The organism is Roseovarius aquimarinus, from assembly GCF_043661195.1.
GTDB lineage: Bacteria > Pseudomonadota > Alphaproteobacteria > Rhodobacterales > Rhodobacteraceae > Roseovarius > Roseovarius aquimarinus.
The window spans coordinates 1,310,716-1,334,862 of sequence record NZ_JBIHMM010000001.1 but is presented as its reverse complement, the minus strand read 5'-3'; the positions used below and the strand labels follow the sequence as shown (position 1 = coordinate 1,334,862).

Here is a 24,147-nt window from a genome sequence, read left to right as displayed (position 1 = left end):
CTAACCGTCGCCTACGCGTCACGAACCATCCTTAGACCCGCCCCCAACGCACCATGGGGGTGATATGCTTCAGATCGAGAAACTCACGCGCCGGTTCGGCGGGAATGTGGCCGTCGATGACGTCACGCTGACATTCGAGCGTCCCGCGATGATCGGGATCATCGGCCGCTCCGGCGCCGGGAAATCGACGCTGCTGCGGATGCTGAACCGCCTGACCGACGCGAGTTCCGGGCGCATCATGTTCAAGGGCACCGAGGTGACCGGCCTCACCGGCAAGGCCCGGCTGCGCTGGCAGGCCGATTGCGCCATGATCTTCCAGCAGTTCAACCTCGTTCCGCGCCTCGATGTTGTCAGCAACGTGCTTCACGGCACGCTGAACCGCCAATCGACGCTGGCCACGATGTTCAACCTCTACCCGCAGGCCGACATTCACCGCGCGATCGACATTCTCGACCGTCTCGGGATCGCGCAGCACGCCTCGAAGCGCGCCGAGGCGCTGTCGGGCGGTCAGCAGCAGCGGGTGGCCATCGCGCGCGCGCTGATGCAGGAGCCGCAGATCATCCTCGCGGACGAGCCCATCGCCAGCCTCGATCCTATGAACGCGCAGATCGTCATGGATACGCTCCGCGCCATCCATGACGAGGACGGGCGCACCATCATGTGCAACCTGCACACGCTCGATACCGCGCGCCGCTATTGCGACCGGGTGATCGGCATGCGCGACGGGCGCGTCGTCTTCGACGGCTCCCCGGACGAGCTGAGCACCGATGCCGCCCGCGAGATCTATGGCGCCGGCGCCGATTTCTCCGAGAGCGCGACCTCCACCGCGATCGACCAGCCCGAGACGCCGTCGCCGAGCGCGGCCCGCCGCGCCCTGCGCGAGGCCGAGGCGCTGGTCTGACGGCCCGCCTTACCGAACCACCCCGCGTCCGCCGCGAGGCGGCGCATTCAACACGAAGGAACGTGACATGAAAACTCTCCTGACCCTCGCCCTTGCAACCACCGCGCTCACCGCGCCCGCCTTCGCGCAGGACAAGATCGAGGAATTCCGCATCGGTATCCTCGGCGGCGAGAACGCACAGGACCGCATGAACAGCTACCAGTGCCTTGCGGATTACACGACCGAAGCGCTCGGTGTCGAGACCAAGCTTTTCGCGCCGGCCGACTACAACGGCGTCATCCAGGGCCTTCTGGGCGGCACGATCGACATGGCATGGCTGGGCGCATCCGCCTATGCGGCCGTCTATCTCGAGGATGCCGAAGTGGTCGAGCCCGTGCTGGTCAAGACCAACCTCGACGGCTCCTACGCCTATCACTCGATCGGTTTCGCCCGCAAGGACAGCGGCATCACCTCGCTCGAGGATGCCAAGGGCAAGGTCTTCGGCTTCGGCGATCCCAACTCGACCTCGGGCTACCTGATCCCCTCCGTCGAGATCCCGCAGCAGACCGGCGCCAGCATGGAATCGGGTGATTTCTTCGGTGAGGTCAAGTTCACCGGCGGTCACGAGCAGACCATCGTCGCCGTCGACAACGGCGATGTGGACGCGGGCGTGACCTGGGCCGACGGCCAGGGCGAATGGGCCGACGGCTACAACTCCGGCGCGCTGCGCAAGGCCGTCGATGCGGGCCTCGTCGACATGAACGATCTGGTCGAGATCTGGCGCTCCAAGCCGATCCCCGAAGGCCCCGTCGTGCTGCGCTCGGCGCTGCCCGAGGACGTGAAGACCACCATGACCGAGCTGGTCAAGGGCCTGAAGGAGCGTGACGCGGATTGCGCCTACGGCGTCGCGGCGGGCGACACCGCCGGCTTCACCCCGATCACGCATGACGCCTACGAGACGATCATCGAAGTGCGCAAGGCCGAGATCAACGGCTGATCCAGCCTGACGAGAGAAGCCCCGGCCCATGCTGGCCGGGGCTTTTTGCCATCCGACGCGGGGACCACGATGAGCGACACCACCTTGATGCAAGCGGCCTACATGTCGGAGGTGCGGCGCCGCCGCCTCTATGGCGGGATCACGCTGGCGGTTTTCGTCCTCCTCATGGTCACCGGGTTCCAGACCGTGGACGCGCGCAACGCGGGCGGCTTCTTCGAGGGGTTCTGGAACATCCTCGACTATCCCGCAGGCGTCGTGTCGGAGGCATGGGAAAAGCGCGCCGATCTGCCCTCGCTTCTGCTCGAATACCTGCCGGCGCTGATCGAGACGATCAACATCGCCGCCGTCTCGACCCTTATAGGCGCGCTCATGGCCATCGTGCTGTCGCTCCTGTCGACGCGGGGCCTCGCGCGCTGGCCGCGCCTCATTCCGGTCTTCCGCCGCCTGATGGACATCCTGCGCGCCGTGCCCGAGATCGTCATCGCCCTCGTTCTGATCTTCGTGCTGGGCGGCGGTCCGGTGCCCGCGATGATCGCCATTGCGCTGCATACCGCGGGCGCTCTGGGCAAGCTTTTCTCGGAGGTCAACGAGAACGCGGCGCTCGGCCCCGTCGATGGCCTTCATTCGACCGGTGCCTCATGGGTGCAGCGCATGTGGCTCGGCGTTTTGCCGCAGGTCGCGCCCAACTGGCTCAGCTACGGGCTGCTGCGCTTCGAGATCAACATCCGTGCCAGCGCGATCCTCGGTTTCGTCGGGGCGGGCGGCATCGGCTATGAGCTGCGCAACACGATGAGCTGGGGGCAGGGCAAGTTCGACGCCGCCGCCGCAATCTTCATCCTGCTCTTCTTCACCATCGTCTTCTTCGACCAGGTGTCGAGCCACTACCGCAATCGCCTGACCAAGGGGGCCGCGCTATGAGCACCGCGCAAACCGCCGAGATGCAGATGGACACCGCCGAGCTTCACGCCGCCGCGGACCGTCTCTTCGCCCGCAAGCGCCGCGTGGCGCTGGCCGTGCCGGCCGTGATCCTCGCCTATTTCGCCTATATCTTCGTCGCCTTCGACATCGCCGGCATCGCCGAGCGGGCGCGGCTCGACAACGCGGCGATCCTGCTGTCGGACAGCTACAGCCACAAGACGCATGTGACGCGCGACAACCGCTCGGGCGAGATCGCCATCGCGATCGAGGGCGAGCGGAAGGGCGAGTATCCCGAAGGCACGTCCCCCGCATGGGTCAGCCGCAGTGATGCCGGAACCATGGTCGAGCTGGGCGGCGGCAGCATCGTCGAATTCCTGCCGGACGAGGTCACGCGCATCACCGGGCCGGGTTTTGCGCCCATCGTCACGCGCATCGACGGGCGCGAGGTCGTGGCCGATCTTCCGCAGCCCGTGCCGGACTGGATCAACGCCTCGCGCAGCCGCGTCGCGCTCACCCTGCCGGACGGGCGCGTCACCATCACGCGCACCAAGACCGAGGTCTTCCGCTACTTCATGGGCTGGGAGCTGTTCTGGGTCACGCTCGACTCGCCCTATTACGGTCACGGCCTTGTCTCTCTCCTGACCGGCCCGCGTGTCGATCCCGAGCGCGCGAACATCGTCGGGGTCGTTCAGGATTTTTGGGACAACACGATGTGGCGCCATAAGGACGTGGTCTGGGCCATCGGCGAGACGATCCTCATGGCATTTCTGGGCACGGCGGGCGCCGCGCTGATCGCGCTGCCGGCGGCCTTCCTCGCCGCGCGCAATTTCGCGCCGCTGCTGGCCGTGCGTTTCGCGGTGCGCCGTCTCTTCGACTTCGTGCGCGGTGTCGATGCGTTGATCTGGACGGTGGTCCTGTCGCGCGCCTTCGGACCGGGGCCGATGACCGGCGCGCTGGCCATCCTCGTCACCGACAGCGGCACGTTCGGCAAGATCTTCTCCGAGGCGCTCGAGAACGTGGACGACAAGCAGATCGAGGGCATCCGCTCGACCGGGGCGGGGCCGATGCAGCGCGCGCGCTTCGGCGTCATTCCGCAGATCACGCCCGTCCTGCTGAGCCAGGTGCTCTATTTCCTCGAATCCAACACCCGCAGCGCCACGATCATCGGTGCGATCACGGGTGGCGGGATCGGCCTTCTGCTCACGCAGGCGATCCAGACCCAGAAGGATTGGGAGGAAGTCACCTATTACATCGTGCTGATCGTGCTCATGGTCATGCTGATGGACACGCTGTCGGGCTGGCTGCGCCGGAGGCTCATCCACGGCAAGGGCGCCAAGTGATGCTGGGGGACGATCCCCTCATCGGCGCCGATTGCCGCATCACCGCCAGCACGCTTGGCCGCTTCGTCGAGATCGGCGACGGGGTGGTGATGGACCATAGCGAGATGGGCGACTATTCCTATTGCATGCGCCTGTGCGACATCGCCAATGCGCGCATCGGCAAGTTCGCCAATATCGCCAGCATGGCGCGCATCGGCGCGACGGACCATCCGCTGGACCGCGCGAGCCTGCATCATTTCATGTACCGCGCGGCCAGCTATTGGCCGGATGCCGAGGACGAGGCCGCCTTTTTCGAGCGCCGCCGTGCCCGTCGCGTCACCATCGGTCACGACACGTGGATCGGTCATGGCGCGCTGATCCGGCCCGAGGTGACCATCGGCACCGGCGCGGTGGTCGGGGCGGGGTCCGTCGTCACGCGCGATGTCGCGCCCTACAGCATCGTCGCGGGCAATCCCGCGCGCGCCATCCGCGACCGCCAACCGCCCGAGATCGCCGAACGGCTCATCGCGCTCGGCTGGTGGGACTGGAGCCACGACGCGCTGCGCCTCGCGCTCGAGGATTTCCGGCAGATGCCCGTCGCCGCCTTTCTCAAGAAATACGAATGAGCGCGCGCGTTGTCTCCGTCGCGCGCAGTCCGGTGCACGGGTTCTCCAAATTTCCCGAGGACCGCATCGATCTGGTCGAAGGCATGGGCGTTCTGGGCGACGCGCATGCCGGGGCGCTCGTGCGGCATCGCAGCCGCGTGCGCGTCGATCCCGCCCAGCCCAACCTGCGGCAGGTCCATCTGCTGGCCGCCGAGCTTCTGGACGAGGTCGCCGCCCACGGCCACCCGGTAGCGCCCGGCGCGCTGGGCGAGAACATCACCACGCGGGGCATCGATCTCATCGCGCTGCCGCGCGGGACGGACCTGCATATCGGGCGCTTCGCCGTGCTGACCGTGACGGGCCTGCGCAACCCCTGCAGCCAGATCGACGATTTCTCGCCGGGCCTTCTGGCGCATGTGCTGCGGCGCGGGAAGGATGGCGGGCTCGAGCGGCGCGCTGGCATCATGGCCGTCGTCACGGTGGGCGGCCCGGTCTCCTGCGGCGATGACATCCAGATCGTCATGCCCGCGCGCCCGCATCAGGCGCTCGAGCGGGTTTGAGCCGCCGTTCAGCCGTCCACCACGAGGGTGATGCGATCGCCCGCGAACCAGGTGCGCCCGTATTCGATGGGCAGGCCCGCCCCGTCGATATTGATCGACACGCTCCGAAGAAGCGCGTCGCCCGCCTTGAGGTGCAGATGCCCGGCCTGCACCGGGTCCGCGATCTCGGCGCTCAGCCGCGTGCTGGCGCGGGTGAAATCGGGCACGCCGCACGCCGCGAGCGCGGCGGTGACCGATCCGCTCTCGCGCAGCGCCTCGGGCAGGGCGGGCAGGCGCTCGGCCGGAAAGACGCTGTGAAAAAGCGCGAGCGGGCTGTCGTCCGACAGCGACACGCCTCGATAGGAATGAACCTCGGCGCCGTCCGCGAGGCCGAGCGCGGCGCGCTCGCGGCTGTCGGCGGGCCGCGTTTCGAGCTGAAGGATCCGCTTTTCCGGGCTGCGTCCGGCCTCGCGCATCGCCTGATGGAAGCGCACGCGCGAGCGGATCGGGTAATCGGCTGGCGCAGCGCGCACGAAGACCCCGGCGCCCCGACGCGCATGTACGCGCCCCGCGTCGGCGAGCGCCGAGAGCGCGCGGCGCACCGTGTGCCGGTTGACCCCGAAGCGCCCGGCGAGATCGGCCTCGGAAGGCAGGCGCGCACCGATAGGATAGCGCCCGGCGCTGATATCGGCCTCGAGCGCATCGGCGATGCTGCGCCAGATGGAGGATTTGTCTGTCACGAGAATTTCACATCTCCACGCTTGCCTTCGCAGCCTCTCGGGTGCATCACATGTCTAGTTGTATAGTGACTGCGATTCAAGGACCATCAGCGATGAAGCGACGCGATTGGATGAGCCTTCTGGCCCGCGCCCCCGCCGAGAGGGTCGAGCGGCTCTGGCAGGCGGTGGGGCAGGCGCCCGAGCATACTGTGCTGCGCCCCGCCGAAACCGGGACCGCGATGGTGCGCGGCCGCGCGGGCGCGACGGGCGCGCCCTTCAATCTCGGAGAGATCACGGTGACGCGCTGCTCGGTCCAGCTTGCCGACGGCACGGTCGGGCATGGCTATGTGCAGGGCCGCGCCAAGGCGCATGCGGTGGCGGCGGCTCTGATCGACGCGGGCATGCAGGGGCCGGACGCCGCCGTGCTCGAGCGCGCGGTCCTCGCCCCGCTGCGCGAGCAGCAGGAGGCCCGCCGCCACGCCCGCGCGGCGCGCGCCGCCGCGACCAAGGTCGATTTCTTCACGCTGGCAAGAGGAGAGGATTGATGCAGACCGCAGCCCTCAAAGGCGGGTTCGCCGACCCCGCGCGCGACGCGGCGCATGCGTTCCGCGCGCTCATGCAGGCCATGGCCCGGCCCGGCCGGATCGAGGCGATCGCGGGCGCGGAAGGGCCTGCGCCCATGTCGCCCGCCGCCGCCTGCGCGTTGGCCGTGCTGTGCGATCCGGATACGCCGGTCCATCTCGCGCCGTCGCGCGACAGCGCCGCGATCCGCGACTGGATCACCTTTCACACCGGCGCGCCCCTCTGCGCGCCCGAGGAGGCGGTCTTCGCCCTCGGCACATGGGCCGAGCTGCGCGATCTGCCCTTCGCCATCGGCTCCGCGCAATATCCCGACCGTTCGGCCACGCTGATCGTCGAGATCGAAACGCTCGAAGCGAAGGGCGCCTCTCTGAGCGGGCCGGGCATCGACGGGCGCGCGGCGCTCAGCCTGCCTGAAATCGAGGCATTTGCGCGCAACCGGGCGCTCTTTCCGATGGGGGTCGATCACTATTTCACCTCGGCGGGGCGCATCGCGGGCCTGCCGCGCAGCACCCGCGTGAGCGCGCAGAGCGAGGTGGCCTGATGTATGTCGCTGTGAAGGGTGGCGAGAAGGCCATCGAAAACGCCCATGCCTGGCTTGCCGAAGAGCGCCGCGGCGATGCCTCGGTGCCCGAGCTGAGCGTCGCGCAGATCCGCGAGCAGATGGCGCTCGCCGTCAATCGCGTCATGGCCGAGGGCTCGCTCTTCGATCCCGATCTCGCGGCGCTCGCGATCAAGCAGGCGCGCGGTGATCTGATCGAGGCGATCTTTCTGATCCGCGCCTATCGCACGACGCTGCCCCGCTTCGGGGCGAGCCTGCCGGTCGAGACGGCGGATATGGCCTGCGACCGGCGCATCAGCGCCACGTTCAAGGACGCGCCGGGCGGACAGGTGCTCGGTCCCACATTCGATTACACGCACCGCTTGCTGGACTTCGCGCTTGCCGCCGAGGGCGAGGCGCCCCGCGCGCCCGAGGCCGCGCCCCGCCACGAGGCGACGCCGCATATCACGCAGTTTCTGGGGCGCGAGGGGCTGATCCAGCCCGAGGCCCGGAGCGACGAGACGCCCCCCGATCTGACCCGCGCGCCGCTCGAGCTTCCGGCCGATCGCGCCCTGCGCCTTCAGGCGTTGGCGCGGGGCGACGAGGGGTTTCTCCTGGGCCTCGCCTATTCCACGCAGCGCGGATACGCGCGCAACCATGCCTTCGTGGGCGAGCTGCGCATCGGACGCGTGCCGGTCAGCATGGAGATCCCAGAGCTGGGGTTCGACATCGAGATCGGCGAGATCGAATTGACCGAGTGCGAGACGGTCAACCAGTTTACCGGCTCGAAGACCGAGCCGGCGCAGTTCACGCGCGGCTACGGTCTCGTGTTCGGGCAATCCGAGCGCAAGGCGATCGCGATGGCGCTGGTGGACCGCGCGCTGCGCTGGGAAGAGCTCGGCGAGGAGGACCAGGGCGCCCCGGCGCAGGACGAGGAATTCGTGCTCTCGCATTGCGACAACATCCAGGCGACGGGCTTTCTCGAACATATCAAGCTGCCCCATTACGTCGATTTCCAAAGCGAGATGGAGCTGGTGCGCAAGCTGCGCCGGGCCACGGCGGCGGGCACCCAAGCGAGCGAGGCCGCGCAATGACCGATACCGCCTACAATTTCGGCTATCTCGACGAGCAGACCAAGCGGATGATCCGCCGCGCCATTCTCAAGGGGCTGGCCATTCCGGGCTATCAGGTTCCCTTCGCCAGCCGCGAGATGCCCATGCCCTATGGCTGGGGCACCGGGGGCGTTCAGGTGACGGCCGCGACGCTCACGCCCGAGGACGTGCTGAAGGTGATCGACCAGGGCGCGGACGACACGACGAACGCGGTCAGCATCCGGCGTTTCTTTCAGCGCACGGCGGGCGTTTCGGTGACCGAGCGCACCGAAGAGGCGTCGATCATCCAGACCCGGCACCGCATCCCCGAAGCGGCGCTGCGCGACGACCAGATCCTCGTCTACCAGGTGCCGATCCCTGAGCCGCTGCGCTTCCTCGAGCCTTCGGAGGTCGAGACGCGCAAGATGCACAGCCTCGAGGAATACGGGCTGATGCATGTGAAGCTCTACGAGGATATCGCCCGGCACGGCGAGATCGCGACGGCCTATGCCTATCCGGTCAAGGTCGAGGGCCGCTATGTGATGGATCCGTCCCCGATCCCGAAATTCGACAACCCCAAGCTGACGATGCCGGCGATCCAGCTTTTCGGCGCGGGGCGCGAGCAGCGCATCTATGCGATCCCGCCCCATACCGAGGTCGTCAGCCTCGATTTCGAGGACCATCCCTTCGAGGCGAGCAAGGCCGCACATACATGCGCCCTTTGCGGCGCGACGGACAGCTATCTCGACGAGGTGATCGTCGATGACGAGGGCGGGCGCATCTTCGTGTGCTCGGACACCGACTATTGTGCATCCCGCCGCGCGGCGGGCCACGTGGGAGAGGCCGCATGATCCCGCTTCTATCCGTTCAGGACATAACGAAACGCTATGGCGCGCGCATCGGCTGCGCCGATATCTCCTTCGATCTGTGGCCCGGTGAGGTCATGGGGATCGTGGGCGAGTCGGGCTCGGGCAAATCGACGCTCCTGTCGTGCCTCGCCGGGCATTTGGCGCCCGATACGGGGCGCGTCGTCTACGACACGCGCGCCGACGGGCCGCGTGACACGCTCGCCATGAGCGAGGCCGAGCGCCGCATGCTCGGGCGCACCGAATGGGCCTTCGTGCATCAGAACGCGCGCGATGGGCTGCGCATGGGCGTGAGCGCGGGCGGCAATGTGGGCGAGCGGCTGATGGCCGTGGGCGCGCGCAACTACGGCAGCATCCGCGCCGCCGCGACGGATTGGCTTGGCCGGGTCGAGATCGCGGAGGGGCGGATCGACGACCGGCCCACCGCCTTCTCGGGCGGCATGCAGCAGCGCTTGCAGATCGCGCGCAATCTCGTCACCGGACCGCGCCTCGTCTTCATGGACGAGCCGACGGGCGGGCTCGATGTGAGCGTGCAGGCGCGGCTTCTGGACCTTCTGCGCGGCCTCGTGCGTGATCTGGGCCTCAGCGCGATCATCGTGACGCACGATCTGGCGGTGGTGCGCCTTCTGGCGGACCGGCTGATGGTGATGAAGGACGGCCATGTCGTGGAGGCGGGCCTGACCGACCAGGTGCTCGACGATCCGCAGCACGGCTACACGCAGCTTCTGGTCAGCTCGGTGCTGGCGGCATGAGGGATACCGTGATGACAGGGGATGACGCGGTGATCGAGGTCAGCGATCTGTGCAAGAGCTTCGTGCTGCACCATCAGGGCAGCGTGCGGATCGACGTGATGCGGGGCGCGCATCTGAGCGTCGCGCGCGGGGAGTGCGTTGCGCTCGCGGGGGCGTCCGGGTCGGGCAAGTCGACGCTGATGCGCATGATCCAGGGCAATTACCGCGCCGATGCCGGCCGCATCATGGTGGATGGCACGGACGTGGCGCGGGCCGACCCGCGCGAGATTCTCGCACTGCGCCGCGCGCGCATGGGCTATGTCAGCCAGTTCCTGCGCGTCGTGCCGCGCGTGCCGACGCGCGACGTGGTCGCCGAGCCCTTGCTTCTCAACGGCGCGGCGCCCGACGCCGCGCGCGCCGCCGCCGAGGAGATGCTGGCGCGGCTCAACATCCCCGAGCGGCTCTGGAATCTGTCGCCGACGACCTTCTCGGGAGGCGAGCAGCAGCGCGTGAACATCGCGCGCGGCTTCGTGCATCCCTATCCGGTTCTCCTGCTCGACGAGCCGACGGCCAGCCTCGATCCGGTCAACCGCGACGTCGTGCTCGACCTCGTGCGCGCCGCCAAGGCGCGGGGCGCCGCGATCGTCGGCATCTTCCACGACGCCGAGGCGCGCGCGCAGATCTGCGACCGCGAGATCGACGTCGCGCAATTCGCGCCCGCCGCATGAGCGGCGCCGCGCCGCAGGGGCGCCTCATCGCCGTCGTCGGCCCCTCGGGCGTCGGCAAGGACAGCGTGATGGACGCGCTCGTCGCGCGCCATCCCGCGCTGGGGCACGTGCGCCGCGCGGTGACGCGCAGCGCCGAGGCGGGCGGCGAGACCATCGAGAGCCTGACGCCCGCCGCCTTCGAGGAGGCGCGCGCAGATGGCGCCTTCGTGCTCGACTGGCAGGCGCATGGGCTGAGCTACGGCATTCCGGCGACGGAATGCGCGCCGCTTGCCGAGGGCCGCGATCTGCTGGTCAATCTCTCGCGTGGCGTGCTTGCCGAGGCATCGGCGCGCTTTCCCTCGCTGATCGTGCTGTCGCTGACCGCGCGGACCGATGTACTGGCGCGGCGCCTCGCCGCGCGCGGCCGCGAGAGCCGGGCCGAGATCGCCGAGCGTCTGTCGCGCTGGATGCCGACCGACGCGGGCGCCGCGCCGGTTCTCACGATCGACAATTCCGGCGATCTCGATGCCACCGTCGCATCGATCCTCGCCGCGCTCTATCCGGCCTCGTCCTTCGGCACGGGCCGCCTGCAACCGCACCGATTTGAAACGGACCCGAAATGACCCAGGACATCATCCTCGCCAATGCCGATCTCGTCCTCGAGACCGAAGTGCTGCGCGGCGCGCTCGTTATCCGCGACGGCTTGATCGCCGCCATCGAGCCGGGCCGCGCCGTGCCGAGCGGCGCCGTGGATTGCGAGGGCGATCTGATCGCGCCCGGCCTCGTGGAGCTGCACACCGACAATCTCGAGCGGCACATGTTTCCCCGCCCGAAGGTCGAATGGCCCCATGCCGCCGCCATCGCCGCGCATGACGCCGAGCTTGCCGGATGCGGGATCACGACGGTGTTCGACGCACTGCGCCTCGGCACGACGATGACGAGCACGCGCGGCGAGCATCCTCCACACGCGCGCCAGCTTGCCGACGAGATCCTGTCGATGCGCGCCGCCGGGGCGCTGCGCATCAGCCATCATCTGCACCTGCGCGCCGAAATCTGCTCGCAGACGCTGGGCGAGGAGCTGGCCGAATTCGGCCCCGAGGACCGTGTGGGCATCGTATCGCTGATGGATCACACGCCGGGGCAGCGCCAGTTCACCGACCTCAGCAAGCTGTCGGATTACATGCGCGGCAAGCATGGCATGAGCGAGGCCGATTTCGACGCTCATGTCGAGGACATGCGCGAGTTGAGCGCGCGGCTCGGGCCCGCGCATGAGGCGGCCGCCGTGGCGGCGGCCCGCAGTTTCGGCGCGGCCCTCGCGAGCCACGACGATTCGACCGCGGGCCAGGTTGCGGCCTCGCTCGCGCATGGGGTCGCGATGGCCGAGTTTCCGACCACCGCCGAAGCCGCGCGGGCCTGCTGCGAGGCGGGCATCGCCGTCATCATGGGGGCACCTAATCTGGTGCGCGGCGGCTCGCATTCGGGCAATGTCGCGGCCCGTGATCTGGCCGAGGCCGGCTGGCTCGACATCCTGTCGTCCGATTACGTGCCCGCCGCGCTTCTGCAGGCGGCATGGCAGCTCGGCGATATCTGGGGCGACCGCGCGCGCGGGATCGCCACCGTGACATCGGCGCCCGCACGGGCCGCGGGGCTGGGCGATCGCGGCAAGCTCGCGCCGGGCCTGCGCGCCGACGTGATCCGCATCCATCCCGAGCAGCGCCTGCCGCTGCTGCGCGAGGTGCGGGTACGCGGCGCGCGCGTCGCCTGACGCAGGGGCGGCGGCAAATGGCGGAGCGCGGCGCAATTTGCGCCCGCACCCGTTGACTCCGCCGCGATCCCTTATATAAGCGCGGCTTCATTGGTGTTGGTGGCCCCCGCGAGGGGATGCCTGTCGGGAGAAATCCAGAGGACAACGCCCTTCGACAACGCAAAGAAGGAGACCAGCCGTGACCAAACGCACGTCTGCCAAGTACAAGATCGACCGCCGCATGGGCGAAAACATCTGGGGCCGCCCCAAATCGCCCGTCAACCGCCGCGAATACGGCCCCGGCCAGCACGGCCAGCGCCGCAAGGCCAAGATTTCCGACTTCGGTCTTCAGCTGCGCGCCAAGCAGAAGCTGAAAGGCTACTATGGCGATCTGACCGAGAAGCAGTTCAAGCGCATCTATGCCGAAGCCGCCCGCGTCAAGGGCGACACCGGCGAGAACCTGATCGGCCTTCTGGAGCGCCGCCTCGACGCGGTCGTCTACCGCGCCAAGTTCGTGCCCACCATGTTCGCCGCGCGCCAGTTCGTGAACCACGGCCATGTCAAGGTGAACGGCCAGCGCGTCAACATCCCCTCCTACCGCGTGAAAGAGGGTGACGTGATCGAGGTCCGCGACCGTTCCAAGCAGATGGCCGTCCTTCTGGAAGCCACCCAGCTGGCCGAGCGCGACGTGCCCGACTACGTGGATGTCGACCACTCCAAGATGACCGCGACCTTCGTGCGCACGCCGGGCCTTTCGGACGTGCCCTATCCGGTCATGATGGAGCCGAACCTCGTCATCGAATTCTACGCGCAGAACTAAGCGCGGCGCGCTTTTTCCTGCACGAATGCAACAGCCAGGGGCCGCGCCGGGAAACCGGTGCGGCCTTTGGTCATTGGTGCTGGTCAAGCCGCGCGGGCATGGCTAGAACGGGCGTCGTTGGAGGGGGGCGCATGAGCAACATCACACCGCAGCCGGGTATTCTGGATATCACGCTCTACCAGGGCGGGGCCGCGCATGTGCCCGGCGTCGCCAACGCGATCAAGCTCAGCTCGAACGAAAATCCGTTCGGCCCCAGCGAGGCCGCCAAGGAGGCGTTCCGCAAGGCGTCCTACCATCTGCACCGCTATCCGTCCTCGGATCATGCCGCGCTGCGCGAGGCGATCGGCGAGGTGCATGGCCTCGATCCCGAACGCATCCTGTGCGGCAACGGCTCGGACGAGATCATCGCGTTCCTCTGCCAGGCCTATGCCGGCCCCGGCGACGAGGTGATCCACACCGAACACGGCTTCGGCATGTATCGCATCAGCGCGATGGCCAATGGCGCGACCCCCGTCGAGGTGCGCGAGCGCGAGCGCGTGACGGACGTGGACGCGATCCTCGCCGCCTGCACGCCGGCCACGAAGCTTGTCTTCATCGCCAACCCGAACAACCCCACCGGCACGATGATCGGCGAGGGCGAAATCGCGCGGCTGGCCGATGGCCTGCCCGATCATGTTCTTCTGGTGCTCGACGGCGCCTATGCCGAATATGTCGAAGGCTATGACGGGGGCGCCGCGCTGGTCGAGGCGCGCCAGAATGTCGTGATGACCCGCACCTTCTCCAAGCTCTATGGCCTCGGCGGTCTGCGGATCGGCTGGGGCTATGGCCCCGCGCATGTGATGAATGTGCTCGCCCGCGTGCGCGGTCCGTTCAATCTCTCCTCCGCCGCGCTCGCCGCCGCCGAGGCCGCGATCCGCGACACCGACTGGGCCGAGAAATGCCGTGAGGGCAACACCCGCTGGCGCGGATGGCTGGCCGAGGCGCTGGCCGAGCATGGTGTGCCCTCGGACACGTCGCTCGCCAATTTCATCCTCGCGCGTTTCGCAAGCCAGGCCGAGGCCGAGGCCTGCGACGAGCATCTGAAGGCCGAAGGGCTGATCGTGCGCCGCGTGGCGGGCTACAACCTGCCAAATTGCCTGCGCATCACCATCGGCGACGAGGCGAGCTGCCGCCGCGTCGCGCATGCAGTGGGGCAATTCATGGCCACCGCGCGATGAGCGGGGCGATCTACCAACGTGTCGCGCTGATCGGTCTGGGCCTCATCGCGGGGTCCATGTCGCTGGCGATGCGCCGCGCGGGGCTTGCGGGCGAAATCGCAGGGTATGCCCGCTCGGAGGAGACCCGCCGGATCGCGCGCGAGATCGGCCTGTGCGACCGGATCGAGGACAGCGCCGCCGCCGCCGTCGAGGGCGCGGATCTCGTCGTGCTCTGCGTGCCCGTGGGCGCGATGGGCGACGTCGCCGCCGAGATCGCGCCCGCTCTCGCGCCCGGCGCGACGGTGAGCGACGTGGGCTCGGTCAAGCGCGCCGTGATCGAGGCGGTCGCGCCGCATCTGCCCGCGCATGTGCATTTCGTGCCCGCGCACCCGCTCGCCGGGACCGAGCATTCCGGGCCGCGCTCGGGCTTTGCCGAGCTTTTCGACAATCGCTGGTGCCTGATCGTGCCGCAGGAGGGCGCGGACCGCGCCGCCGTGGAGCGGCTCGAGGCGCTCTGGCAGGGGATGGGCGCGCTCACCAACGAGATGGACGCCGATCACCACGATCTCGTCCTCGCCGTGACGAGCCATACGCCGCATCTCATCGCCTACACGATGGTCGGCGTGGCCGACGATCTGGGCCGCGTGACCGACAGCGAGGTCATCAAGTATTCCGCCGCCGGGTTTCGGGATTTCACCCGCATCGCGGCCAGCGATCCCACCATGTGGCGCGACGTCTTCCTGAATAACCGCGAGGCGACGCTCGAGATCCTCGGCCGGTTCACCGAGGAGCTTTTCGCGCTACAACGCGCGATCCGCACCGGCGACGGCGCGCATCTGCATGCCTATTTCACCCGCACCCGCGCCATTCGCCGCGGCATCATCGAGGCGGGTCAGGACACCGACGCCCCCGATTTCGGCCGGGCCCGCAGCGGATGACGCGCGGCGCGATCATGGCCCTCGTGATCGCCGCGCTTGCCGCCCTCGCCGGAGTTTCTCTGGCCGGGGCGCCCGAAACATCGCTCCGCCCCGTCGCCCGCCCCGGCAGCATCGCTCCGCCAGCCGGCGCGCCCGCGCCCGAGACTGTCGCCAGCACCGAGGCGGCGAGTCCCGCCGGGCGCAGCCAGCCCACCACCACCACCGCCGACAGCGGCGCGGAGCGGGAGCGCGGCGGGCTTTTCTCGTCGCTTCGTCCGCTGCTGCGACCGCTCGGCGTGGGCCGCGAGGCGCAAAAGCGCAAGGAAGAGCGCGCGCGCGGCATGGTCTGCGGCGATCCGGCCATTCAGGGCGAAGTCGTGGGCCGCGTGCCCGGACGCATCTCCGGATGCGGCATCGACGAGGCGGTGCGCGTGCGCAGCATCGACGGCATCGCGCTCAGCCAGCATGCGCTGATGGACTGCCGTACGGCGGGCGCGATCAAGTCGTGGATCGGCTCGGGCATGAAGCCTGCGGTCGGCAATTACGGCGGCGGCGTCGTGCAACTCCGCGTCGCCGCGCATTACGCCTGCCGCACGCGCAACAACCAGCGCGGCGCGCGGATTTCGGAGCACGGCAAGGGCAGGGCGATCGACCTTTCGGGCTTCCTTCTGCGCGACGGGCGCACGATCACGGTGCTGAGCGATTGGGGTCGGGGCGAGAAGGGCCGCATTCTCAGCCGCATGCACCGCTCGGCCTGCGGCCCGTTCGGCACCGTTCTGGGGCCGAATGCCGACCGCTTCCACGCGGACCATTTCCATTTCGACACGGCCCGGCACCGCAGCGGCAGCTATTGCCGCTGAGGCGTCACTGAAGGCGCAGCACCGGCGCAGGCGCGATGGGCAGCGGACCGATCCAGACGCGCCCTTCGCCGAAGCGCAGCGGCATCTCGAGCGTGTCCTGCCCGCCCGACATCATCGTCAGCGCTCGCTCGGCCGTCGTCGCCATGTCGGATGTCAGCAGGCTCGAGGCTTCGGCGGCGTCCAGCATGTCGCGCCAGCCGCGCGCCGTGAGGGTGAGCGTGCCGCTCGGCATGCCGCCCGCGTCCACCTCGAGCGTGCCCGCCGCATCGAGCGCCATGCCGCCCCATGCCATCGCCATGCCGATGATCTCGATCCGCGTGGGCTGCGGGCGTGCCGCCTCGATCGCGGCGCGGTCCCAAGGCGCGGTGAAGTCGGCGGTGATGTCCGCGGTGATGCTGTCGATCACGCGGGGCAGATCGCCGCCCCCCTCGATCTGTGCCAGAAGGCTGGCCGCAGGGGCCACGTCCGCCGCCGCGAGGCCCAGATGATAGCGCGCCTCGGCGCCCTCGACGCGCTCGGCGGCAAGGCGCAGGCTGCTGGCCGAGAGCGCCTCGGACAGTGCGGCGCCCTCGGGCCGCAGCGACAGACCCTCGGCGGTCAGGGCCACGCGCTCGGGCGCGAGCGCCGTGCTCGGCGCGACGACGAGCGAGGCGCGCATGTCGGTGCTGTCCAGCGTCATGGCCCGGCCGCGATCGGTGAAACTCTGCGTCTCGGGCCAGATCACGATGACGTGGTTGGGCCGGTAGCTGAGCGCCATGATCTGGATGAAGGGCGCGCGCCAGCCCAGCCCGCTCGCCGGGTCCTCGAGCGCGACGGCGTCGAGCGTCGTATCGAACCGGTTCGGAAAGCCCGCGACCGACAGCGCGCCGTATTCCGCCGTCCAGCCTTCGGCCCTTCGGTCTTCGAACCAATCGGCGACGCCGGATTTGACCGCGCTCGAGCCGATGAACCAATATCCGGCCCAGCCCGCCGCCAGAGCCAGAACGATCGCCAACATTATCCGCATCATCCGCCCCTTTCGCGTGCCGGTGCATTCGTGTTTATAGGGTTTAATCGCAGGAGGAACAGGCAAGATGACGATGTGGGTGTTCGGCTATGGCTCGCTCGTGTGGAACCCGGGCTTCGAGGTCGAGCGGTCCATGATCGCCACGTTGCCGGGCTATGCGCGCAGCTTCTGCATGCGCTCGATCCACCATCGCGGCACCGAGGAGGAGCCGGGCCTCGTTCTTGCGCTCGACGAGGCGCATGGGGCCGAATGTCGGGGCGTCGCGCTGGCCGTGCGGGCGGGGCAGGAGGCCGAGACGCTGGACTACCTGCGCGCGCGCGAATTGATCTCCTCGGCCTATCTGGAGCGCGATCTCGATATCCGGCTCGAGGACGGGCAGACCGCCCGCGCCGTCACCTATGTCATCGACCCCGCGCATGTGCAGTATTGCGGGGGCCTGCCGCTCGAGGAACAGGCGCGCATCATCGCCCGCGCCGTGGGCGGGCGAGGACCCAATACCGAGTATCTGCACAACACCGCCGCGCATCTCGCCGAGCTTGGAATCAGCGACAATGATCTCGAATGGCTCTCGGCGCGGGTGCGCCAGCTTTGCGCATAACACCTTGGCTTGATGGGGCGATCCGCGTAGGGTGACCCGAGCGAACACAAGTGCCTGGAGCGTCCGCATGGACAAGCCGGACCGAGAGGTCGAGCAGCAATTCTCACAGCCCTGGCGCCAGATCGTCAGCATGTTTCTGGTGCTCGGGCTCGCGGGGCTGGGCGCTTTCATGGCGCTGCCTAGCGTGCGGCCCGTGTTCGAGGCCAATCCCTATCTGAACGGCTTTATTTTCTTCGTCTTCGTGATCGGCGTGCTCGCCTGTTTCTGGCAGGTCTTCCAACTGATCGGCTCGGTCCGCTGGATCGAGAATTTCGCCCGCGAGGTGCCGGGCGCGGATGCGGTGAAACCGCCGCTCCTTCTGGGGCCGCTCGCGACGCTTCTGCGTCAGCGCGGCAAGCGGATGCAGATCTCGCAATCCTCGGCCCGCTCGATTCAGGATATGGTCGCGCAGCGTATCGACGAAGCGCGGGAGATCACGCGCTATATCGTCAACCTTCTAATCTTCCTGGGTCTTCTGGGCACGTTCTACGGTCTCGCGACGACGGTGCCGGCGCTGGTCGAGACGATCCAGGGCCTCGCCCCCCAAGAGGGCGAGGGCGGTGTCGAGGTGTTCAACCGCCTGATGACGGGCCTGCAATCGCAACTCGGCGGCATGGGTGTCGCCTTCGCATCGTCGCTTCTGGGCCTTGCCGGATCGCTGATCGTCGGCCTGCTCGAACTCTTCGCGAGCCACGGGCAGAACCGCTTCTACCGCGAACTCGAGGAGTGGATGTCCACCATCACGCGCGTCGGCCTCGCCGGGGCCGAGGATGGCGGCAGCGAACAGGCGCTCCTGACCGGGATCATCGACCAGATGAGCGAGCAGATGGAATCGCTCCAGCAGATGCTCACGCAATCGGATATCGCGCGCGCCGCCTCGGACGAACAGGTGGCGAGCCTCGCCGCCGCCGTGACGCGTCTGGCCGAGCGATCGGACAGCGCGGGCGCCACTGCCGCGCTGGGCCGCGTGGCCGACGGGCAGGAGCGGCTGATCGAGGCGCTGGATGCGCGGCAGGGCGGGGCCGAGGCCGGTCTCGATGCCGAGAGCCGGATGCGCCTGCGCTCGATCGACGTGCAGATGCTGCGCATTCTCGAAGAGATCAGCGCGGGGCGGCAGGAGGCGATGTCGGATCTGCGCAGCGATATCGCGGGGCTCAAGACCGCGCTCACGGGTGTGCGCAGCGCCCGCAGCGGATATCGCGCGCCGCCCGGCAACGGCGCGCGCGACACCCCGGAGCAGGAGGGCTAGCCCATGGCCCTCTCGCGCCGCACCGGGCAACGCTTTCAGGCGTCGATCTGGCCGGGATTCGTGGATGCGATGACGGGGCTCCTGCTGGTCCTGATGTTCGTGCTGACGATCTTCATGGTCGTGCAATTCGCCCTGCGCGAGACGATCACCGGGCAGGAGACCGAGCTCGACACGCTCTCGGCGGAGGTCGCGGCGCTGTCGCGGGCGCTCGGGCTCGAGCAGGACCGGAACGCGAGCCTCGAGGAGAGGGTCGGCGCGCTGACCACGACGCTCGAGGATGCGCGCGAGCGGCAGGAAGCGCAGACCGCGCTCATCGCGTCGCTGCGCCAGCAGAACGAGAGCGCCGCGGCGCGCATCGCCAGTTTCGAAGAGCAGGTCGCGGGCCTTCTGGCCGAGCGCGACAGCGCTCTGGGGCGCGTCGAGGATCTCGAGACGACGCGCGACGATTTGTTGTCCGAGAAGGAGGCGCTCGAGCTGACCCTCGCCAGCTTGCGCGACGAGATCGACGCCGAGGCCGAGGCCGCGCGCCTTGCCGCCGCGCAGCGCGACGCGCTCGAGGCGCTGGCCGCCGAGCTGCGTGCCGAGCTGGACGAGAGCGCCGCCGCGCAGGCGGAGACCGAAACCGCGCTGAGCGAGGCCGAGACCGCACGACTTGCCGCCGCCGCCGCCGCGGAGGCGCTGCGCGAACGGCTGAAGAACTCGCAGGACGAGCTGACCGCGATGACCCTCGCGCTTGAAGAGCAGCGCCGCCGCGCCGAGGAGACGCTGACCCTTCTGGCCGCGGCCCGCGAGGGGGCGGAGGACCTCGAAGCGCGCCTCGCCGCCGCGCTGGCGGAGCGTGACGAGACCAGCGCCGCCGCCGAGGAGGCGGCGAGCGATCTCGAGACCGCGCAGGCGCGCGTCACCGCGCTCGAGGCCGAACTTGCGGCGCTCAAGGAAGAGAGCCAGCTGACCGAGGCGGAGGTGCGTAAGGAACTTGCGGCCGCCCTCGCGGCCAAGCTCGCCGCCGAGGATCGGGCCGAGACGCAACTGACGGCCGCCGAGGAACGCGCGGCGCTTCTGGCCGAGGCGCGCGCCGCATTGTCCCGGCAGGAGGCCGAGACCGAAGAGGCGCAGCGTGCCCGCGAATTGCTCAATCAGCAGGTCGCCGCCCTGCGCGACCAGCTCGGCCAGCTTCAGGCGCTGCTCGACGACGCGAAGGAGCGCGAGGCGGCCAGCGAGGTGCAGCTTCAATCGCTGGGGCAAGATCTGAACGCTGCGCTGGCCCGCGTCGCCGCCGCCGAGAAACGCCGCCGCGAAGCTGAGGAAGAGAAGAATCGCCTTCTGGAGGAGGAAAAGCAGGATCTGGAGAGATACCGCTCGGAATTCTTCGGCCGTCTGCGCGATCTTCTGGGCACCCAGGAGGGTGTGCGGATCGAAGGGGACCGCTTCGTCTTCTCGTCCGAGGTGCTTTTCGCGCCGGGGCAGGCGACGCTTTCGGCATCGGGCAAGAACGAGATCGCCAAGGTGGCCGAGATCCTGCGCAATGTCGTCGGCGACATTCCCGAGGGGATCGACTGGGTGATCCGCGTGGATGGCCACACCGACAACGTGCCCATCATCGGCTCGGCGGAGTTCGCGGATAACTGGGAGCTCAGCCAGGCGCGGGCGCTGTCGGTCGTGCGCTACATGATCGATTTCCTCGGCGTGCCGCCCGACCGTCTCGCCGCGAACGGGTTCGGCCAGTATCAGCCGGTCGCGACGGGCGACAGCCCGGAGGCGCGGGCGCAGAACCGTCGGATCGAGTTGAAATTCACCGAGCGCTAGGGGTTCAGGGCGAGGTTATGCTGCGCTCGGCGCTGTCGATGACGGCGCCGCCGCGCAGAAGCTCGGCGCGGGCGCTGTAGCTTCCGGGCGCCCAGGGCGCGCGGGCGCGCTGGCCGGCCGCACGGAAAAACTGCGCCTGCGCTTTCTCGATCTCGGCGTCATGTGTGAAGAGGACGGCGCCATCCGGTCCGAGAATGCTGAGCCGCATCACATCCCCCTTGCGCGCGCCGAAGCCATAGCCCCAGGCGACGAGCGCCGGCGTCTCGGGGGCCAGTTCCGCGAGCGCGGCGGTGCCGGCCTTGATGTCATCATAAGCCGGCACGGACCCCGCAAGGCCTACGGCCAGGAGGCCACCGGGCTGATAGCTGGGCGCATCGATCCAGAGCGGCTCCGCGCCCGGCCCGCCGCAGCCGCCCTCGGGGCGGAAGGGGTCGACGGGCACGCCGTCCTTGCGCAGGCTCAGATGCACATGCGGAAATTGCGTGCGCCCCGAAAGGCCGATGCGCCCGAGGGGCGCCCCGCGCTCCACCGTGTCGCCGGAGCGCACGGCGAGCGAGCCTTCCGCCAGGTGGCAATATTGCGTGACCCAGCCATCGCCATGATCGATGACGGCGCCGTTGCCGCAGTCGCGGCCCTCGAGTTCGTCCGCATCTTCGGGCGCGAAAATCCGGTCGGGCATGCCGTCGCGCACGCCTTGCACGATGCCGGGCGCCGCCGCGATCACATCGACGCCCGCGTCCATCGCGTCGAGGGAGGGCAGGGCGAGATCGGTGCCCTTGTGGCCGTCATAGCTCAGCCCCTCGCACATGAAGTCCTGCGCGGCGGGGCCGGGATCCGTGTCGGCATATTGCTGGATGAAGCACGTCTCGCCCAACACGCAGTCTGCGGGCAGGCCGAGGCGCGGGGGGCCGGACGCGAAAGCGGCGCCAGCCCAGAGGGCCAGCGCCGCGAGAGGAAGCGCCCTGATCACTCGGCGGTCAGCAGGGGCGGCTTGCCGCCGCTGAGGCGCGGCGTGTCGGGGCCACTGATCTGCAGGTCGATCTGCCCATCCTTGACCGCGACGCGCACCACCCCGCCTTTCGCGAGCTTGCCGAAGAGAAGCTCCTCGGCGAGCGGTTTCTTGATGTATTCCTGGATCACGCGCCCGAGCGGGCGCGCGCCCATCTTGTCGTCATAGCCCTTGTCGGCCAGCCATGCCGCCGCAGGCTCGGTCAGCTCGATGGTGACGTTGCGGTCCATCAGCTGCGCCTCGAGTTGCAGCACGAATTTCTCGACCACCTGCATGATGACCTCTTTCGGCAGCGCGCCGAAGGAGATCACCGCATCGAGGCGGTTGCGGAATTCGGGCGTGAACGTGCGCTCGATCGCCGCCGTGTCCTCGCCCGCGCGGCTTTCGCGGCCGAAACCGATGGCCGTCTTGGCCAGCTCCGACGCGCCCGCGTTCGACGTCATGATGAGCACGACGTTGCGGAAATCCACCTTGCGCCCGTTATGGTCGGTCAGCGTGCCGTGATCCATGACCTGCAGAAGGATGTTGAAGACATCCGGATGCGCCTTCTCGATCTCGTCGAGCAGCAGCACGCAATGCGGATGCTGGTCGATCCCGTCGGTAAGAAGTCCGCCCTGATCGAAGCCGACATAGCCCGGCGGCGCGCCGATGAGGCGACTGACCGCGTGCTTCTCCATGTATTCCGACATGTCGAAGCGAATGAGTTCCACGCCCAGCGTGTCCGCAAGCTGCTTGGCCACTTCAGTCTTGCCGACGCCCGTGGGGCCGGCGAAGAGATAGTTGCCGATGGGCTTCTCGGGCTCGCGCAGGCCCGCGCGCGCCAGCTTGATCGCGCTCGACAGCGCCTCGATGGCCGTATCCTGACCGAAGACGACACGCTTGAGCGAGCCTTCGAGATCCTTGAGCACGGCGGCATCGTCCTTCGAGACGTTCTTCGGCGGGATGCGCGCGATCTTGGCCACGACTTCCTCGATCTCCTTGACGCCGATGCTCTTGCGGCGCTTGGAGGCCGCCACGAGATGCTGCGCCGCGCCCGCTTCGTCGATCACGTCGATTGCCTTGTCGGGAAGCTTGCGGTCGTTGATGTAGCGCGAGGCCAGATCGACGGCGGTCTTGATCGCGTCATTGGTGTATTTGACGCTGTGATGCTCCTCGAAATAGGGCTTGAGGCCCTTGAGGATCTTGATCGCGTCCTCGACCGAAGGCTCGGCCACGTCGATCTTCTGGAAGCGGCGCGCCAGCGCGCGGTCCTTCTCGAAATGCTGGCGGAACTCCTTGTAGGTTGTCGAGCCCATGCAGCGCAGCTTGCCGCCCTGCAAGGCGGGCTTGAGCAGGTTCGATGCGTCCATCGCGCCGCCCGAGGTGGCGCCCGCGCCGATCACGGTGTGGATCTCGTCGATGAAGAGCACTGCGTCGGGATGGTTCTCGAGCTCGGTCACGACGGCCTTGAGACGCTCTTCGAAATCGCCGCGATAGCGTGTGCCGGCCAGAAGCGCGCCCATGTCGAGCGAATAGATGGTCGTCTTCGACAGGATCTCGGGCGTCTGGCCCTTGACGATCTTGTAGGCGAGGCCCTCGGCGATGGCTGTCTTGCCCACACCGGGATCGCCCACGAGGATCGGGTTGTTCTTGCGGCGGCGGCACAGCACCTGGATGCAGCGCTCCACTTCGTTCGCGCGGCCGATCAGCGGATCGACGTCGCCGGTGCGGGATTTCTCGTTCAGGTCCACGCAGTATTTCGCCAGCGCCGACTCGCCCGGCTCGACCGCGCTGCTTTCCTGCGACGTGCTGCCGGTCTCTTCCTCGGCGCCCTGCACCGGGCGTGCCTCGCCGAAGGCGGGATCCTTGGCGACGCCATGGGCGATGAAATTGACCGCGTCGTAGCGCGTCATGTCCTGCTCCTGCAGGAAGTAGGCGGCATTCGACTCGCGCTCGGCGAAGATGGCGACGAGCACGTTCGCGCCCGTCACCTCGGTGCGGCCCGAGGATTGCACATGGATCGCCGCGCGCTGGATCACGCGCTGAAACGCGGCGGTGGGGACGGCCTCGGATCCCTCGATGTCGGTGACCAGATTCGACAGCTCGTCATCGATGAATTCGACCAGGGTCGTGCGCAACTCCTCCGAGTCGACGCTGCATGCCTTGAGCACGCGGTTCGCGTCCGGCTCGTCCACGAGGGCCAAGAGAAGATGTTCGAGCGTAGCGAATTCGTGCTGGCGGGCGTTGGCCAGCGCCAGTGCAGCGTGAATTGCCTGTTCCAGTGTGGTCGAGAATGAAGGCACTTGTGGTGCTCCTTCTTGTCTGGTGCGGCGGTATGCCGGCAACCTTGGCCTGATAGTCTTAAAGTTTGGTCGATAACCGCCGCGCTTCAAGGTTTTTTTCGCAAAGCGCAGTCACATTTCCGCAATAAT

25 protein-coding genes are annotated in these 24,147 nt (G+C 68.4%); 21 read left to right on the top strand and 4 right to left on the bottom strand.

Annotation, left to right across the window (positions count from 1 at the left end; translation table 11 throughout):
* Positions 1-64: 64 nt before the first annotated feature.
* From phnC to ACGRVM_RS06360, 6 genes are all read left to right on the top strand, one after another.
* The gene (phnC, locus tag ACGRVM_RS06385; RefSeq protein WP_377167373.1) at positions 65-901 is read left to right on the top strand and encodes a phosphonate ABC transporter ATP-binding protein; all 837 of its coding nucleotides are present in this window, start codon (positions 65-67) and stop codon (positions 899-901) included.
* 67 nt (positions 902-968) lie between these two features.
* Complete coding sequence (gene phnD, locus ACGRVM_RS06380) at positions 969-1,877, top strand: phosphonate ABC transporter substrate-binding protein (RefSeq protein WP_377167376.1); 909 nt, start codon at positions 969-971, stop codon at positions 1,875-1,877.
* 69 nt (positions 1,878-1,946) lie between these two features.
* A complete protein-coding gene (gene phnE, locus ACGRVM_RS06375; protein ID WP_377167379.1) occupies positions 1,947-2,795 on the top strand; it encodes a phosphonate ABC transporter, permease protein PhnE in 849 nt (282 codons plus the stop codon).
* A gap of 26 nt (positions 2,796-2,821) precedes the next feature.
* On the top strand, positions 2,822-4,135 hold the full coding sequence (phnE, locus tag ACGRVM_RS06370; protein ID WP_377169972.1) for a phosphonate ABC transporter, permease protein PhnE: 1,314 nt from the start codon (positions 2,822-2,824) through the stop codon (positions 4,133-4,135).
* Positions 4,135-4,740, top strand: a complete 606-nt coding sequence (locus tag ACGRVM_RS06365; RefSeq protein ID WP_377167382.1) for a DapH/DapD/GlmU-related protein — start codon at positions 4,135-4,137, stop codon at positions 4,738-4,740. The genes phnE (ACGRVM_RS06370) and ACGRVM_RS06365 overlap by 1 nt, the downstream gene beginning before the upstream one ends.
* Positions 4,737-5,279 (top strand): MOSC domain-containing protein, encoded by a 543-nt coding sequence (locus ACGRVM_RS06360; RefSeq protein ID WP_377167385.1) that lies wholly within the window; start codon positions 4,737-4,739, stop codon positions 5,277-5,279. The genes ACGRVM_RS06365 and ACGRVM_RS06360 overlap by 4 nt, the downstream gene beginning before the upstream one ends.
* Before the next feature lie 8 nt (positions 5,280-5,287).
* Here ACGRVM_RS06360 and phnF read toward each other — a convergent pair whose 3' ends face one another.
* Positions 5,288-5,998 (bottom strand): phosphonate metabolism transcriptional regulator PhnF, encoded by a 711-nt coding sequence (gene phnF / locus ACGRVM_RS06355; protein ID WP_377167388.1) that lies wholly within the window; start codon positions 5,996-5,998, stop codon positions 5,288-5,290.
* Between the two features lie 92 nt (positions 5,999-6,090).
* On the opposite strand from phnF, the gene phnG reads away from it, so the two are divergent.
* From phnG to ACGRVM_RS06295, 12 genes are all read left to right on the top strand, one after another.
* Positions 6,091-6,522 (top strand): phosphonate C-P lyase system protein PhnG, encoded by a 432-nt coding sequence (phnG, locus tag ACGRVM_RS06350; protein WP_377167391.1) that lies wholly within the window; start codon positions 6,091-6,093, stop codon positions 6,520-6,522.
* Positions 6,522-7,100: a phosphonate C-P lyase system protein PhnH gene (gene phnH, locus ACGRVM_RS06345; protein WP_377167394.1), complete on the top strand. Its 579-nt coding sequence runs from the start codon at positions 6,522-6,524 to the stop codon at positions 7,098-7,100. The genes phnG and phnH overlap by 1 nt, the downstream gene beginning before the upstream one ends.
* On the top strand, positions 7,100-8,191 hold the full coding sequence (locus ACGRVM_RS06340; protein ID WP_377167397.1) for a carbon-phosphorus lyase complex subunit PhnI: 1,092 nt from the start codon (positions 7,100-7,102) through the stop codon (positions 8,189-8,191). Before phnH ends, ACGRVM_RS06340 begins: the two co-directional genes overlap by 1 nt.
* Entirely contained in the window at positions 8,188-9,039 is an 852-nt protein-coding gene (locus ACGRVM_RS06335) for an alpha-D-ribose 1-methylphosphonate 5-phosphate C-P-lyase PhnJ (protein ID WP_377167400.1), read from the top strand. The genes ACGRVM_RS06340 and ACGRVM_RS06335 overlap by 4 nt, the downstream gene beginning before the upstream one ends.
* A complete protein-coding gene (gene phnK / locus ACGRVM_RS06330; RefSeq protein WP_377167403.1) occupies positions 9,036-9,806 on the top strand; it encodes a phosphonate C-P lyase system protein PhnK in 771 nt (256 codons plus the stop codon). The genes ACGRVM_RS06335 and phnK overlap by 4 nt, the downstream gene beginning before the upstream one ends.
* An 11-nt stretch (positions 9,807-9,817) precedes the next feature.
* Positions 9,818-10,513, top strand: a complete 696-nt coding sequence (phnL, locus tag ACGRVM_RS06325; RefSeq protein ID WP_377167406.1) for a phosphonate C-P lyase system protein PhnL — start codon at positions 9,818-9,820, stop codon at positions 10,511-10,513.
* Complete coding sequence (phnN, locus tag ACGRVM_RS06320; RefSeq protein WP_377167409.1) at positions 10,510-11,115, top strand: phosphonate metabolism protein/1,5-bisphosphokinase (PRPP-forming) PhnN; 606 nt, start codon at positions 10,510-10,512, stop codon at positions 11,113-11,115. Before phnL ends, phnN begins: the two co-directional genes overlap by 4 nt.
* Positions 11,112-12,257 (top strand): alpha-D-ribose 1-methylphosphonate 5-triphosphate diphosphatase, encoded by a 1,146-nt coding sequence (locus tag ACGRVM_RS06315; RefSeq protein ID WP_377167412.1) that lies wholly within the window; start codon positions 11,112-11,114, stop codon positions 12,255-12,257. Before phnN ends, ACGRVM_RS06315 begins: the two co-directional genes overlap by 4 nt.
* Before the next feature lie 178 nt (positions 12,258-12,435).
* A complete protein-coding gene (gene rpsD, locus ACGRVM_RS06310) occupies positions 12,436-13,056 on the top strand; it encodes a 30S ribosomal protein S4 (RefSeq protein WP_377167415.1) in 621 nt (206 codons plus the stop codon).
* 131 nt (positions 13,057-13,187) lie between these two features.
* Positions 13,188-14,273 (top strand): histidinol-phosphate transaminase, encoded by a 1,086-nt coding sequence (hisC, locus tag ACGRVM_RS06305; RefSeq protein ID WP_377167418.1) that lies wholly within the window; start codon positions 13,188-13,190, stop codon positions 14,271-14,273.
* The gene (locus tag ACGRVM_RS06300; RefSeq protein ID WP_377167421.1) at positions 14,270-15,190 is read left to right on the top strand and encodes a prephenate/arogenate dehydrogenase family protein; all 921 of its coding nucleotides are present in this window, start codon (positions 14,270-14,272) and stop codon (positions 15,188-15,190) included. Before hisC ends, ACGRVM_RS06300 begins: the two co-directional genes overlap by 4 nt.
* Positions 15,187-16,029: an extensin-like domain-containing protein gene (locus tag ACGRVM_RS06295; RefSeq protein ID WP_394624027.1), complete on the top strand. Its 843-nt coding sequence runs from the start codon at positions 15,187-15,189 to the stop codon at positions 16,027-16,029. The genes ACGRVM_RS06300 and ACGRVM_RS06295 overlap by 4 nt, the downstream gene beginning before the upstream one ends.
* 4 nt (positions 16,030-16,033) lie before the next feature.
* Here ACGRVM_RS06295 and ACGRVM_RS06290 read toward each other — a convergent pair whose 3' ends face one another.
* On the bottom strand, positions 16,034-17,026 hold the full coding sequence (locus ACGRVM_RS06290) for a DUF2125 domain-containing protein (RefSeq protein ID WP_377167427.1): 993 nt from the start codon (positions 17,024-17,026) through the stop codon (positions 16,034-16,036).
* A 76-nt stretch (positions 17,027-17,102) separates the two neighbouring features.
* On the opposite strand from ACGRVM_RS06290, the gene ACGRVM_RS06285 reads away from it, so the two are divergent.
* The 3 genes from ACGRVM_RS06285 (at position 17,103) to ACGRVM_RS06275 (ending at position 20,727) form a co-directional block, all read left to right on the top strand.
* On the top strand, positions 17,103-17,633 hold the full coding sequence (locus tag ACGRVM_RS06285) for a gamma-glutamylcyclotransferase (protein WP_377167430.1): 531 nt from the start codon (positions 17,103-17,105) through the stop codon (positions 17,631-17,633).
* A gap of 67 nt (positions 17,634-17,700) precedes the next feature.
* Complete coding sequence (locus ACGRVM_RS06280) at positions 17,701-18,921, top strand: biopolymer transporter ExbB (protein WP_377167432.1); 1,221 nt, start codon at positions 17,701-17,703, stop codon at positions 18,919-18,921.
* Between the two features lie 3 nt (positions 18,922-18,924).
* Positions 18,925-20,727 (top strand): peptidoglycan -binding protein, encoded by a 1,803-nt coding sequence (locus tag ACGRVM_RS06275; protein ID WP_377167435.1) that lies wholly within the window; start codon positions 18,925-18,927, stop codon positions 20,725-20,727.
* Between the two features lie 4 nt (positions 20,728-20,731).
* Here the strand turns inward: ACGRVM_RS06275 and ACGRVM_RS06270 are convergent, their stop codons facing one another.
* Positions 20,732-21,604 carry a M23 family metallopeptidase gene (locus tag ACGRVM_RS06270; RefSeq protein ID WP_377167438.1) on the bottom strand — a complete coding sequence of 291 codons (873 nt, stop codon included), beginning with the start codon at positions 21,602-21,604 and terminating at the stop codon, positions 20,732-20,734.
* Positions 21,605-21,693: 89 nt separating this feature from the next.
* Entirely contained in the window at positions 21,694-24,018 is a 2,325-nt protein-coding gene (clpA, locus tag ACGRVM_RS06265) for an ATP-dependent Clp protease ATP-binding subunit ClpA (protein ID WP_377167441.1), read from the bottom strand.
* Between the last annotated feature and the right edge of the window lie 129 nt (positions 24,019-24,147).